Genomic DNA, 12,998 nt, shown 5'->3' with positions numbered 1-12,998 from the left:
TCCTCAGTGTGCGGTTGCCGGCTCAGCGAACAGCAGATCGTGTATCTGCTTCTCCAGCCGTGCAGCGCTGCCGTCTTCGCTGGAGACGCGGTCGACGTCAACGACTTCGGCCTTCACCCGGCCCGGATGCGGCGACAGCAGCAGGATGCGGTTGCCGATCTTGATAGCTTCCGCGATTGAATGGGTGACGAACAGCACGGTGAACTTGGTATCAGACCAGAGCTGCAGCAATTCGTCCTGGCAAGTCCGACGCGTCAGCGCGTCCAGCGCCGCGAACGGCTCGTCCATCAGCAGAATGTCCGGCTCCATCGCCATGCCGCGCGCGATCGCGACGCGTTGCTTCATGCCGCCAGACAACGTATGCGGATAGCTATCGACCACGCGAGTCAGCCCGACCTTCTCGATATAGGCCCGAGCCTTCGCCTCGGCTTTCTTGCGAGGTAGCCGCCGCGCGGTCAGGAGCGGAAACATCACATTCTCCAGCACGGTTTTCCACGGCAGGAGTTGATCGAACTCCTGGAAGATCATCATCCGATCGGCGCCCGGCTCGACGATCTCGCGGCCGTCAATCCGCATCTTGCCCTCGCTGGGCCGCAAGTAGCCGCCGACCGCCTTCAGCAGCGTGGATTTGCCGCAGCCGGACGGCCCGAGCAGCACGAAGCGATCGGAGCGATCAACCGTGAAGGAGACGCGTTCGGTCGCTGTGATGACCGCGTTCGACGTCTTGTAGCGCAGCGTCACATCGGAGACGTCAAGGAGCGGCGCCATGGGATCAACTGCCCTTCAGGTCATGCGCGACCGGCAGGTAATAGTCGGTCCACGCCTTGGGCTGCGTCTTCAGCGTGCCCGTCTTGAAGAGATGGTTGGCGAATTTCATGGTGCCCTGCGGCTCCAGATTCCACTCCATCATGCCGGGCTCCTTCAGCCAGGCCAGCAGATCTTCAACTGACGTCTTGTCGCCAGTGATCTCCTTATAGATTTCGACCGCGAGCTTGGGATCGCTTCGGATCAGGTCATGCGCTTCCTTGGTCGCCAGCCGCACGGCCTGGATGATTTTTGGATTGGCGTCGGCGAATTTCGTCGTGGTGAAGAATTGCGCCTGGCTAAGCGGGCCGCCCATCACGTCAGGCGAGTTCAGCACGACATGCGCGCCCGGCACATTCTTCAGCTCAAGGAAGGTATAGGGAGGGATCGAGAAATGACTGCGCACCTCATGCTGCGGATTGGACATTGCCGCATAGGCGTCGGGGTGGCCGAGCTGCACGGTGTTGGGATCGAGCTTCGACCATTGATCCGAGCCGAACAACTCGCCTGCCGCGATCTGCAGCACGATGGCCTGCGTCGAGACCTTCACGGTCGGCAACGCGATTTTATCGTTCGGCCCGAAATCCTTCAGCGACTTGATGTTGGGATCGCGGCTGATCAGCGTCATCGGCTGCGCGGAAGTGGCGACAATGCCTTTCACGCCGCCGCGGGTCCGATCCCACAGCAGCAAGAGATTGCCGGTGCCGGTATTGAGGATGTCGACGCCGCCCGCAAGCAGCGCATCGGTCTGCGCGCCGCCGCTGGAGAATGTCAGCCATTTGGTGGTGATGCCGGGCACGCCAAGCGCTGCGGCATGTTTCTCGATCAGCTTCTGCTTCTCGATAATGTGGCTCGGAATATAGAAAATACCCGGCTGCCGCGACAAGGCGATTTCCGTCTTTTGCTGCGCCAGTGCCGCCGGTCCCTGCAGCAAACCAAACGCCACGGCGGCGCTCGCAAGCGCCCGCCACATCATCCTGTTCATTACGCGCTTCCTCTCAGGGTTGCGGATTGACCACCCCTGCGGAAATGCACTAATGTATTAGTGCATCGTTGGCAAGCCTCTCGCGGGCGTAACGGCAATTCAAATGGATCCACCGGTCATCGGCCAGCGTCGTGTCGTCCCGCGATCGAGCGGGCTGCTCGATCGCGACCGTCAGGCGGCGCCGCAAGTGTTTGAGCGCCTGCGCGGCATGATCATCGCACTGGAACTGCCGCCGGGCTCACCGCTGTCGCGCGCCGCGCTGGCAGAACAGTTCGGGGTGTCCTCGACGCCTATCCGCGACGCGCTGAAGCGGCTCGAGGAGGAAGGTCTCGTCGAGGTGTTCCCGCAATATGCGACGGTCGTCAGCCGGATCGACCTGCGCCGCGCGCAGCAGGCACATTTCCTGCGCCAGGCGGTCGAGCTGGAGATCGTGCGCGTGCTCGCGCTGCAACCGGACGAGGCGCTCGTCGCCGATCTCAACTCCACCATCGCGCGGCAACAGCAGTTCGCAAAGGCCGGCGCGTTCGAGAAATTCATGGCCGCCGACAACGAGTTCCACGCGCAGCTATACGAGGCCGCCGACAAGCAGGAAATCTGGACCCTCATCCGCAGCCGCAGCGGCCACATCGACAGGTTGCGCCGGCTGCATCTGCCCTCGCCCGGCAAGGCGCAGGATATCGTCCGCCATCACAAGCTGATCGCCAAGGCTATCGCCGGCGGCGAGCCGGAGGAAGCGCAAAAACATCTGCGAACCCATTTGTCGGGGACGCTGAGCGAGCTCGCGCAGATTCGCGCGCGGCATCCGCACTATTTCAACGACTAGAGCTTCGGTCCTGATGGAATCAGAACCGAAGCTCCAGGTTTTTGTTTTGACGCGTTTTCTTCACGCGAACCGGTGTCCACTTCGCTCGAAAACGCTCTAATGCGCGCGGCGCGCAGGCGTCGAACTGACTTTTCTTCGAATTGTCATCCCGCTTCGGCTCTTTGTAGGAGCATGATCTCCGCGCAAACGCTTTTGCGTTTGTCGCGAGCGAAAAACCGATTTCCACTTTTCCGGATCATGCTCTAGCATCGGTCGCCCGGGCCATGGCGACACCCCGTCGCCTGGTCCGGACAGAGGAAGGCCGCGACCGCACAGATGACGCTCACAACCAGACTCGCCATCGCCATGATTGCGCTGGTTGCGATCACAGTGGGCGCGGTCGCGTGGCTGAGCCATCGCAGCCTGGAACAGGAGATCGTGCCGCGCGTGCTCGACCGGATCGAGGCGCATTCGCGCTTCGTCGCGGGCGACCTCGCCACCTATACCGACAGCGCGCGCGCCGACATCGTGATCTTTCGCGATTTTGCCGCGGTGATCGGAATGATGCGGGCCCGTCTCAATGATGGAACGGATCCGGTCGATCATGTCGGCGAGGCAGTGTGGCGCGAGCGGCTGGAAGGCCGCCTCGCCGCGCAGCTTGCGATCAAGCCGGCTTACGCGCAGCTGCGCTATATCGGCGTTGCCGATGGCGGGCACGAGATCGTCCGCGTCGACCGTTCGGGGCCGCATGGCGCCGTTCGCGCCGTGCCCGAAGCAGAGCTGCCGCGCGCCGGCGACGCGCCCTATGTCCGCGACACGCTCGCGCTTGGCGTCGGCGGAATCTATGTCTCGCCGGTCGAACTGGACAAGGACGCCGGCGCGGCGCAGCCGGCGCCGATCCTGCGGGTGGCGACGCCGGTGCCGGCGACCGACGGCAAGCCGTTCGGGATCATCCTGATCGAGATCGACATGCGCAGCGAGTTGGACCGCGCGCGAAACTCGGTACGGCAGGGCGAAACGGCCTATGTGGTCGACGGCAGAGGCAACTACCTCGTCCATCCCGACCGCACGCGCGAATTCGGCGGGCAGACAGGATCGGGAGCCGACTGGCGGCGCGACTTCCCCTATCTGGCGTCGGCGCAGGGGACCACGCAGGGCTTCTCGCGCATGGTCGAAGGCGCGGGCGGACGGCCGAACGGCGTCGCGCTGGCGCCCGCGCTGCTGGTCGACAATCAATGGATCGCGGTGATCGAGACGGTTCCGAACGCGGTGTTCATGGCGCCGGCGGCGACGATCCGCAACAGCTCGATCGTGGTCGGCCTGCTCGCCGTGCTGGCCGCGGCGGGACTGGCGATCCTGATCGCGAGATCGCTGATGCGGCCGATCCGGCAATTGACGGCGGCGGTCGAGAGCGTCGCACAGAAGGGCACCGACGCCATTCCGGTCGACGCGCCGGGCGAGACCGGCGTGCTGGCGCGCGCCTTCGTGCGCGTGATCAGTGAGGTGAATGCCAAGACGGTTGCGCTCGAGCGTGAGGTGGTCGAACATCTGCGGACCGAAGCCGCGCGCGACCGCCTCGCCGGGCGCGAGCGCCTGTTCAGCGCCGCGGTCGAATCCGCCAACGACGCCGTCATCACGGAGTCGCTGGACGGCATCGTCACCGGCTGGAATCCGGCCGCGGAGCGCCTGTTCGGCTACACCGCGACTGAGGCGGTGGGCCGGCACATCTCGCTGATCGTGCCGCCCGACCGCGCCGCGGAGACCGACGACGTGCTGCGCCGGATCGGCTGTGGCGAGGCGATCGCGAACAACGAGACCGTGCGCCTGCGCAAGGACGGCAAGCCGGTCGAGGTCTCGCTCTCGATCTCGCCGATCAAGTCGGCATCCGGCGCCATCATCGGCATCTGCAAGACCGCGCGCGACATGACCGAAAGCCGCAAGGCGCAGGAAAATTTGCTCGAGAGCGAGCAACTGGCGCGCGGCATCATCAACAGCGCGCTCGATGCCTTCGTGCAGATCGATCAGAAGGGCATCATTCGCTACTGGAATCCGCAAGCCGAGAGCCTGTTCGGATGGCCCCGCGACGAGGCGCTTGGCAAGAACGTGTTCGAGCTGCTCGGGCGGCCGGACGGCCCGCTCAAGGCGGCGCTGGGGGCCTTCCTGCACTCAGGCGGCGTACAGTTGCAACAACCGCGCCGCGAGGTGCAGGCACGGCGGCGCGACGGCACCGAGTTCACCGCGGAACTGAGCATCGCCGCGCTGAAGACCCGCGACGGCTTCGTGTTCAACGGCTTCGTCCGCGATCTCACTGATAAGATCGCCGCCGAAGAGCGCATGAGGCAGGCCGAGAAGATGGAGGCCGTCGGCCAGCTCACCGGCGGCATCGCGCATGACTTCAACAACATCCTGACCGTCATCACCGGCACGATCGAGATCCTGGCCGACGCGGTGAAGACCGAGCCGCAGCTTGCCGCGATCACCAAGATGATCGACGAGGCGGCCGCGCGCGGCGCCGAACTCACGCAGCATCTCCTTGCATTCGCCCGCAAGCAGCCGCTCGACCCGCGCGAGATCGACGTCAATCTCCTGATCGTCGAGACCACCAAGCTATTGCAGCGAACGCTCGGCGAGCATGTCGAAATCGAATCGATCTTCGAGGACGAGACCTGCCTTGCCATCGTCGATCCCAACCAGCTCGTTACCGCGATCCTCAACCTCGCGCTCAACGCCCGCGATGCGATGCCTGATGGCGGCAAGCTCGTGCTCGAGACGGGAACCGTGTTCCTCGACGAAACCTACGCAAGACTGCAGGGCGACGTGCGGCCGGGGCGCTATGCGATGATCGCGGTGAGCGACACCGGCACCGGAATTCCCTCCGACATCATCGACAAGGTGTTCAATCCGTTCTTCACCTCGAAGGGGCCCGGCAAGGGCACCGGGCTCGGCCTCAGCATGGTCTATGGCTTCATCAAGCAGTCGGCGGGGCACATCAAGATCTACAGCGAGGAAGGCCACGGCACCACGGTCAAGATGTACTTGCCGCCTGCGACCAGCGCCACGGCCACGATCGAGCCGACGCTCACGGCGAAACTGCAGGGCGGCAACGAAACCATCCTCGTCGTCGAGGACGACAAGCTGGTGCGCGATTATGTGCTGACGCAATTGCACTCGCTCGGCTATGTCACGCTGGATGCCGCAAACGCTGCCGACGCGCTCGCCATCACCCGCGCCGGCAAACCGTTCGACCTCTTGTTCACCGACGTGATCATGCCCGGCATGAACGGCCGCCAGCTAGCGGAAGAGATCCACAAGCTGAAGCCCGACGTGAAGGTGCTGTTCACCTCGGGCTACACCGAGAATGCCATCATCCATCACGGCCGGCTCGACGAAGGCGTGCTGTTGCTGGCGAAGCCCTATCGCAAGTCGGACATGGCCATCATGATCCGCAAGGCGCTGGCTGGATAGCGACGCAATCGATCGCATCAGACGTCGCAATTAGCCCGCGCAAAAAAGACGATGTCGTCCGGGCCTTGAGCCGGGACGACGGCTAGGCCGAGCGCTGCTGTTGCTGCTGCGCGGTCATGACGATGCGCACGAGGTCGGCGGCGTTCCTGGCGCCGAGCTTCTTCATGATGTTGGCGCGGTGATCCTCGATCGTGCGCGGGCTGATGCCGAGGTGACGTCCCGCTTCCTTGTTGGAAGCGCCCGCCGTGAATTGTTCCAGCACCTCGCGCTCACGCCGCGTCAATGGCTCGCGTCCCGGGAAATGCAGCGTCGCTATCTGCGATGCGGAACTGTCGGCCTGGCGCCGCGTATAGGCGCCGATCGCCTCGTCGAGGCGAGCGACGATCTCGCTGCCACGGAACGGCTTCTCGATGAAGTCGAGCGCGCCGTTCTTGATGGCGCTGACGGCCATCGCGATGTCGCCCTGTCCCGAGATCATGAAGATCGGCGCCGGATACTCCTCGCCGTGCAGTTCCTTGAGAATGTCGAGGCCGGATTTGCCGGGGATGTGGACGTCGAGCAGGATGCAGGCCGGCGTCCTGGTTCGCGCCACCGACAGCAGCGCGGCGCCGTCGGCGAAACAGATCACCTGATAGCCGGCTGCGGACAGCACCATCGAAAGCGTGTCGCGGACGGCGGGATCGTCATCGACTACGAAAATCTCCCCGCGGGAGGGGGCACTCTCAGCCATAGGTCATTCCGTCCCTACTGGTGAAACCTGCAACCGAAACAATGGCTCCGACCGACATCGCATCGCATTGGCCCGTATTTGTACGGGACGACGGCTTAACGCACAAGTAGCACCGCGGTCGCTAAAGATAGGCTCCCGTGGAGAATGCGCATGCAGAAAGCTGCAGGAAACAATATCGCCGCCGAGGCCGTCGATGGAAACGACGCCTATGAATCGATCGTCTCGGACCTGATGTGCCTGATCGGGCAGGTGCAGGCGAGCCTGTCGCGGATCGAGAACGCAATCGTCTGCGAGACCTCGCTTGCTTCCATGGAAGCCGCCGACGCCGACATTTTCGTGCTTGATGACGTCACGCCCCGCTATGCCGTAGCGGGAGCGGCGCTGAAGGCATGCGACGCCGGCCTCGGCGCGGCCCTCGAGTTCCTGCTCGAGGCGAAGGCAATGGAGCACCAGCTAAACTAGAGCATGATCCGGAAAAGTGGAAACCGGTTTTCCGAAAAAGATCATGCTCAAACAAAGAGCTAGAGCGGGATGACGATTCGAGGAAAAGTTATCGCGCTTTAGCCGGCCGTCTTGGGGCTTTCAGTTCCCGACGCCGCGGCGAGGCGCTTTCTCACAGGCTTGCCCCGGATGAACTGGATGTCGATCTCGGTGCCGTTGACGCGGACCAGTTCGCAGCGGCGGTAGGCAAGCCCGGTCGAGGACAGCAGCAGGAAGAATTCCTTAAGGTTGAGGCCCTGGATGGAGCCTTCGACGTTCAGGGCCGCGTCATTCTCGGAGATGGCGTTGAGCACGCAATTGCGCCGCCAGGTTCCATCGATAGCCATGATGCATACCTCATAGCCGCGACTGAATGTCACTCGCTCCGCTGCCCTGCTGGTCTCCTTCATCGTCAGCGTCCTCCGATCGCGGCCATCCTGGGCATTGCGGCAGCCGCCATCGGGGCGACCGCGGGACGGGTGCCGGTCGGCCGATAGAGGCCGCGCTTTTCAGGACAGGGTTTGAAGACGTCGGTCAGACCGACGACGGTTTCGGCCGCGCCGAGCACCAGGAAGCCATCTCCTTCGAGCGACCTGGTGAGGCGGTTGAAAATATTGATCTTGGTGTCCTGGTCGAAATAGATCAGGACGTTGCGGCAGAAGATGACGTCGAAAGTGCCGAGCTGCGCGAAGTCATGCAGCAGGTTGAGCTGCCGGTGCTGCACCATCGCGCGGATGTCGGCGTTGACCTGCCAGAGCTCGCCGTTCTGCTTGAAATACTTCACCAGCAATTGGATCGGCAGGCCACGCTGCACCTCGAACTGGCTGTAGATTCCGGCCTTGGATTTCTCCAGCACATCCTGCGACAGATCGGTTGCGAGGATCTCGGTGCGCCAGCCCGCAAGCTGCGCGCTCATCTCCTTCAGGCACATCGCCAGCGAATAGGGCTCCTGCCCGGTCGAGCCGGCGGCGCACCAGATCCGGATCGTCCTGCGGCCCGCCCGCGCCTTCAACAGCTCCGGGATGATCGTATCGCGGAAATGATCGAACGGCGCCTTGTCGCGGAAGAAGAAGGTCTCGTTGGTAGTCATGGCCTCGACCACCTGCGCGATGTGGCGAGCCGATCCGCCCTTCATCTTCTGCACGAGATCGTCGATGCCGGAGAGACCGCATTTGCGCGACAGCGGCAGCAGGCGGCTTTCGATCAGATATTGCTTGTCCGCGGACAGATCGAGACCGGAATGGTCCTTGAGCAATTTGCGCAGATACTCGTAGTCGGAAGCGTTCACGATGGCCTCTTGGCGCAAAAGATTTCGAATGATCAGGCGGGCATCGAGGCCGCACACAGGCCGACTTCGTGGAACTTGGCGGCGATGATGTCCTTGTCGAACGGCTTCATGATGTATTCGTCGGCGCCCGCCTCAAGCGCGCGCGAGATGTGATCCATGTTGTTCTCGGTCGTGCAGAACACGACCTTGGGCAGGTCGCCGCCAGGCAGCCGGCGCAGATGGAGCAGGAATTCATGGCCGTCCATCACCGGCATGTTCCAGTCGAGCAGCACCGCTGCGGGCATGGCACGACGACAGGCGTCCAGTGCCCGCTCACCGTTCTCGGCCTCGATGATCTGGAAATTGAGTTCTTCCAGGAAGCGGCGCGCGATTTTCCGCACCACGCTGGAATCATCGACGACAAGGCAGGTCCGCACCTGCTCGCCGACACGAGGATCGTCCATCTGAATTCGCCTCTCGATTGTTCTTGTAGATGCTGATCAATCGATAGGCCTTGGCGGCTCACAACCACTTAATTTTACCGTCCGTGCGAATACGGATGGCATGTTGATACCGTGCGGCAGGGAACCGCCGAGGCGCGTCATCGACGGCCGTCGCGCGCCCAGACACGAAGACAATGAATTCGCTGGAGTTTTCGCGTGTGAGGCGGAGCCGGCAGGCTCAGGCCGCGGCGCGCTGCTGCTCGCGCTGCATCAGCTTGCGGATTTCCTTGAGCGCCTTGTAAAGCGCGCCATCCGCGACATGACGGTTAACCAGATCGAGCGCCTCGCGCGTGCTGGCATCGGCCTCCCGCAGCTCCTTGACGAAGCCGAGATAGGCGGTCCGATAACGCTGGACCTCGTTCTTCAGATACATGGTCTGGACGCAGTGATAGAGCCGCCTCGCCGGGGTGTTGGCGGTCTCCGCGGTCACGGTGTCCCGTTCGCGCAGGATCGGCGCTTCGCCGTCGATCAGGAAGGACGTGCGGGTGCCGGAATTGATCAGCACGGTCTCGCCGATGACGATCCGTTCAAACGGCTTCAGCTCGACGCGTAACGGCATGATCGTCTCCTTTTCTAGGCAACGGCGCGGGGGCATGCTCGCCCTCAATCTTCGAAATCTTCGTCGCGCAAACCGGCAGCAGGTGCGACGCCATCCGGTCTCGCAATTCGTCAGTCCGAAAGCGGCGGAGTTGCCTCCGCCGCTTCCGTGTTCGGTTTCGTCGCAGCGCTCAGCGGAGGAGCTGGAGCACGCTCTGCTGGCTCTGGTTGGCAAGCGCCAGCGCGGACACCGCGATCGACTGGCGGGTCGACAGCGCCTGGCTGTTGGCCGCTTCCTCGTTGGTGTCGGCCAGCGTCAGGTTGGACGAGCCGGTCTGCAGCACGTTGATCAGGTTCTTGGAGAAGTCCTGACGGATCTGCACGATCGACAGGTTCGAACCGAAGGCCGACGCCTGCGAACGCAGCGTGCTCGACGCGTTGTTCAGCGAAGTGAGAACCGTCTGGGTGCTGTCGTTGTCGATGAAGTCGGTCCCGGCAGTCAACGACGCCAGGCCGAGGCCGGCCGGATCGTTGGTCACGCCGTTGATCGTCAGCGTCGACTTGCCGGTTTCGTTGAACACCAGCTTGAGCTGATCGCCGTTCAGCAGGTTGATGCCGTTGAAGGACGCATCCTGCGCCGTCGTCTTGATCTGGTCGATCACCGTATTGTACTGGCGGACCAGATCGGCGCGGGTGTTCTGCGCGTTGATGTCCTTGACAGGCGCGGTCGTGGTGAGAGTCCCGAGCAGACCGCCAGCACCCGTGGCGCTGCCGGTGATCTTGCCGGTCAGATCAACCGACGCATCGTCGTTCGCAGTCGTGATGCTCAGCTTGCCATCGCTGGAGATCGAAGCCGTCAGGTTGCTGTCGGCGAGCTTCTTGTTGAGGTCGTCCAGGGTGTTCACCGCACCGGCGCCGGTTCCGATGGTGATGTTCTGAGCCGCTTTGGTGCCGATCGCAGCGATGCTGAGGACCTGGTTATCCTTGGTATTGGTCGGCTTGGTCTCACCGGCCGTAAGACCCAGCTTGGCGAGGACCGTGCTGGACCCACCAAGAGTGATGCTGTTGGTCTTGTCGGCGGCGGCGTTGCTGATGGTCAGGACGTTGCCGGCGCTGACCGACGACGTGCCACCGGTGATGCCATTGATCGCGGTAAGAACATCCGCCACGGTCGAGTCGGTGGCGCCGGCAGTGTATGTCAGGTTGATCGTGACGTTGCCCGCAGCGTCCGTGGTCGAGGCCGCGGTGGCACCAGCGCCGCCGGTCGCGAACGTGATCGTCTTGCCGTTGACGGTGAACGAGTCGCCATTGGCAAAGCCGGCCGCGGTGGTGGTTTCGGTGCCGGCCAGGTTGGTGACCGCGGTGCCCGACACGGTCGCGGCCGTATCGGCGTTGCCGAGCAGGTTCGTGGCCGTCGCGCCGGTCACGGCCGCCGACGTGGCGGTCGACTTGGACGAATAGCCTGAGGTCGCCTGCAGCGCCTGGTTGGCGATCGACTTGGCGCTGTCGACCAGCTTCTGCAACGAGGTGATGCCGGTGTTGGCTGCCTGCAGCACCTGCACGCCATTGCCGATGCCATCGAGCAGGTTGTTGATGTCGCTTGCGCGGTTGTCGAGCGAGGCGGCGGTGAAATAGTTGGTGGGATTGTCGAGGGCCGAGTTGACCTTCTTGCCGGTCGAAAGGTGGCTCTGCGTGGTGGCGAGCAGATCAGCGGTCGACTGCAGCGAGAGCAGGTTCTGGCGAACCGAAGCCGAGAGAATAATGCCGGACATAGTTTGATACCCTTCTGGATGAACACACGATTGACGCAGCCGCCGGAAACTTCACTCCGGCGACCGTGCCACACTGTTCCGGCGGCGCTACCCGTTCGTTAAATCGCTCCTCAGTACAAATACCCAGAAACTCCGCGCGCAGACGCATTTCTCAGTAGTTCTACTGAGATGATCGCAAGTGTGAACGCGCAGATCGAAACAGCAGCACGCATGATGGATTGCGATCGCGGATCGCACAGCAGCAACTCTCGTCGTCGACAGACAAAGCGAGCGTGATGGATTTGGAATGTTTCGTGCTCGTCTCGTCGGAGAAGACAGCCACGTTGCGCGAACAAGTTCCTTTCGATCGTGCGTGGTATTTCGCATACACACAGCGCCGCCATTCGCACAGCCGTTTCGCCGTTGATCGCTTGTCCCACCTCGCACGAATCAGCGCGCGATTTTTGGTTCGGTCGCAAACGAAAACGTCTATCTGCCCGGTAAGGTGTATAGCCACGCGCGTGTAGCTCTTGTGCAATCGTGAGGGAAAGCTATTCTTCGCGCTATCCGACATGCCATGAGTAGGTGACGCGAGACGGTGAGCTCCCGCCTTTCGGCAGGAGAAGGAATGTCTGGATCATCGCGTCCGTCCAATCATCTGTTGCAGACTCTGCCGGCGGCGGAAATCGAGTTGCTGCGGCCGCATCTCGCAATCGTCGAGCTGACGAAAGACGCCGTGCTGTTCGAGGCCGGTGCGCCGATCGGCGATGTCTATCTGCCGCATAGCGGTGTGGTTTCACTGATCGTCGGCTTCACGGAAGGTGAAACCGTCGAAGTCGCCAAGATTGGACGCGACAGCATTGTCGGCGGCACTGCCGTGCTCCATGACGGACCATCGCTGGCGGATGCCGTCGTCATCATACCCGGCATCGCCTCGGTTCTCGCAACCGATCGCCTGCGCGCCGCGATGGAGACGAGCAGCACTCTGCGGCAAGTTCTGGTCAGGCACCAGCAGGCGATGTCCGTGCAGGCCCAGCAAGCCGCGACATGTCATGCATCTCACACGGTCGAATCCCGGCTGTCACGCTGGCTGCTGCACGCGCGAGAGTTGTGCGGCGGAGAACCACTCCCGTTGACGCAGGAATGTCTGTCGCAGTTGCTCGGCGTCCGGCGTAATGCCATTTCGATCGTGGCACACGCATTCCAGGAAGCTGGGCTGATCCGCTACAGCCGCGGGAATATCGAAATCATCGATCTCGAAGGTCTGCAGAAAACCGCCTGTGAGTGCTACACCGTCGTGAGGACGCAATGCGGTCGACTGCTCAACACGGAATGAGAAGCCTCTGGAGCACTTTCGGTTCTGATGGAATCAGAACCGAAGCTCCAGATTCTTGTTCTGACGCGTTTTCTTCACGCGAACCGGTCTCCGCTTCGCTCGAAAACGCTCTGAGCAGCGGAACCTGCGTCGCTGAGGCCACAGTCGCCGACGAGTATCAAACGACATCAGTCAAATGAACAGGTTTTCCTTGCCCGCGATGCGTGGCAAGGCCATCTTGCAACTCGGTCAGCGTGTGTCAGCTGCCAGGCCGAGATACGCTCTAAAGCGGAATGAAGTTAGCTTGAATCGATTTGGGATTCCCAAATCAGGCGGTTTCTGATTCACCATGCTGGCTG

At 62.6% G+C, this 12,998-nt stretch carries 12 protein-coding genes; 4 read left to right on the top strand and 8 right to left on the bottom strand.

Going from position 1 to position 12,998, the window contains the following annotated elements; genetic code table 11:
* Positions 1–3: 3 nt before the first annotated feature.
* Together AC5ZGW_RS29105 and AC5ZGW_RS29100 are read right to left on the bottom strand one after the other, a co-directional pair.
* Positions 4–768 (bottom strand): ABC transporter ATP-binding protein, encoded by a 765-nt coding sequence (locus AC5ZGW_RS29105; RefSeq protein ID WP_130228639.1) that lies wholly within the window; start codon positions 766–768, stop codon positions 4–6.
* Between the two features lie 4 nt (positions 769–772).
* Positions 773–1,780 (bottom strand): ABC transporter substrate-binding protein, encoded by a 1,008-nt coding sequence (locus tag AC5ZGW_RS29100; RefSeq protein WP_245474946.1) that lies wholly within the window; start codon positions 1,778–1,780, stop codon positions 773–775.
* A gap of 112 nt (positions 1,781–1,892) precedes the next feature.
* Between AC5ZGW_RS29100 and AC5ZGW_RS29095 the strand changes: the two genes are divergently transcribed.
* Both AC5ZGW_RS29095 and AC5ZGW_RS29090 read left to right on the top strand, forming a co-directional pair.
* Positions 1,893–2,612, top strand: coding sequence for a GntR family transcriptional regulator (locus tag AC5ZGW_RS29095; protein WP_130228640.1), 720 nt, complete (start codon positions 1,893–1,895; stop codon positions 2,610–2,612).
* Positions 2,613–2,927: 315 nt separating this feature from the next.
* Positions 2,928–6,056, top strand: a complete 3,129-nt coding sequence (locus AC5ZGW_RS29090; RefSeq protein WP_130228641.1) for a PAS domain S-box protein — start codon at positions 2,928–2,930, stop codon at positions 6,054–6,056.
* Between the two features lie 82 nt (positions 6,057–6,138).
* Here the strand turns inward: AC5ZGW_RS29090 and AC5ZGW_RS29085 are convergent, their stop codons facing one another.
* Complete coding sequence (locus AC5ZGW_RS29085) at positions 6,139–6,786, bottom strand: response regulator transcription factor (RefSeq protein ID WP_028162383.1); 648 nt, start codon at positions 6,784–6,786, stop codon at positions 6,139–6,141.
* Positions 6,787–6,936: 150 nt separating this feature from the next.
* Between AC5ZGW_RS29085 and AC5ZGW_RS29080 the strand changes: the two genes are divergently transcribed.
* Positions 6,937–7,248: a hypothetical protein gene (locus AC5ZGW_RS29080; protein WP_130228642.1), complete on the top strand. Its 312-nt coding sequence runs from the start codon at positions 6,937–6,939 to the stop codon at positions 7,246–7,248.
* A gap of 98 nt (positions 7,249–7,346) precedes the next feature.
* Here the strand turns inward: AC5ZGW_RS29080 and AC5ZGW_RS29075 are convergent, their stop codons facing one another.
* From AC5ZGW_RS29075 to AC5ZGW_RS29055, 5 genes are all read right to left on the bottom strand, one after another.
* On the bottom strand, positions 7,347–7,676 hold the full coding sequence (locus tag AC5ZGW_RS29075) for a hypothetical protein (protein WP_028162385.1): 330 nt from the start codon (positions 7,674–7,676) through the stop codon (positions 7,347–7,349).
* 2 nt (positions 7,677–7,678) lie between these two features.
* On the bottom strand, positions 7,679–8,554 hold the full coding sequence (locus AC5ZGW_RS29070) for a CheR family methyltransferase (protein WP_130228643.1): 876 nt from the start codon (positions 8,552–8,554) through the stop codon (positions 7,679–7,681).
* A 32-nt stretch (positions 8,555–8,586) separates the two neighbouring features.
* Positions 8,587–8,970, bottom strand: a complete 384-nt coding sequence (locus AC5ZGW_RS29065) for a response regulator (protein WP_130228646.1) — start codon at positions 8,968–8,970, stop codon at positions 8,587–8,589.
* A 244-nt stretch (positions 8,971–9,214) separates the two neighbouring features.
* Complete coding sequence (gene flbT / locus AC5ZGW_RS29060) at positions 9,215–9,595, bottom strand: flagellar biosynthesis repressor FlbT (RefSeq protein ID WP_028162388.1); 381 nt, start codon at positions 9,593–9,595, stop codon at positions 9,215–9,217.
* A 169-nt stretch (positions 9,596–9,764) separates the two neighbouring features.
* Entirely contained in the window at positions 9,765–11,345 is a 1,581-nt protein-coding gene (locus AC5ZGW_RS29055) for a flagellin N-terminal helical domain-containing protein (protein ID WP_130228644.1), read from the bottom strand.
* 607 nt (positions 11,346–11,952) lie between these two features.
* Between AC5ZGW_RS29055 and AC5ZGW_RS29050 the strand changes: the two genes are divergently transcribed.
* Positions 11,953–12,660 carry a Crp/Fnr family transcriptional regulator gene (locus AC5ZGW_RS29050; RefSeq protein ID WP_130228645.1) on the top strand — a complete coding sequence of 236 codons (708 nt, stop codon included), beginning with the start codon at positions 11,953–11,955 and terminating at the stop codon, positions 12,658–12,660.
* The last annotated feature ends 338 nt before the right edge of the window (positions 12,661–12,998 follow it).

The organism is Bradyrhizobium sp. Crot121 (assembly GCF_059512385.1).
This window is presented reverse-complemented; position numbering and strand designations above follow the sequence as displayed.

What these genes read in the sequence shown, in the direction of transcription:
- AC5ZGW_RS29105 (WP_130228639.1), bottom strand. Translation starts at nt 768, where the DNA reads ATGGCGCCGCTCCTTGACGTCTCCGATGTGACGCTGCGCTACAAGACG.
- AC5ZGW_RS29100 (WP_245474946.1), bottom strand. Translation starts at nt 1,780, where the DNA reads ATGATGTGGCGGGCGCTTGCGAGCGCCGCCGTGGCGTTTGGTTTGCTG.
- AC5ZGW_RS29095 (WP_130228640.1), top strand. Translation starts at nt 1,893, where the DNA reads ATGGATCCACCGGTCATCGGCCAGCGTCGTGTCGTCCCGCGATCGAGC.
- AC5ZGW_RS29090 (WP_130228641.1), top strand. Translation starts at nt 2,928, where the DNA reads ATGACGCTCACAACCAGACTCGCCATCGCCATGATTGCGCTGGTTGCG.
- AC5ZGW_RS29085 (WP_028162383.1), bottom strand. Translation starts at nt 6,786, where the DNA reads ATGGCTGAGAGTGCCCCCTCCCGCGGGGAGATTTTCGTAGTCGATGAC.
- AC5ZGW_RS29080 (WP_130228642.1), top strand. Translation starts at nt 6,937, where the DNA reads ATGCAGAAAGCTGCAGGAAACAATATCGCCGCCGAGGCCGTCGATGGA.
- AC5ZGW_RS29075 (WP_028162385.1), bottom strand. Translation starts at nt 7,676, where the DNA reads ATGAAGGAGACCAGCAGGGCAGCGGAGCGAGTGACATTCAGTCGCGGC.
- flbT (WP_028162388.1), bottom strand. Translation starts at nt 9,595, where the DNA reads ATGCCGTTACGCGTCGAGCTGAAGCCGTTTGAACGGATCGTCATCGGC.
- AC5ZGW_RS29055 (WP_130228644.1), bottom strand. Translation starts at nt 11,345, where the DNA reads ATGTCCGGCATTATTCTCTCGGCTTCGGTTCGCCAGAACCTGCTCTCG.
- AC5ZGW_RS29050 (WP_130228645.1), top strand. Translation starts at nt 11,953, where the DNA reads ATGTCTGGATCATCGCGTCCGTCCAATCATCTGTTGCAGACTCTGCCG.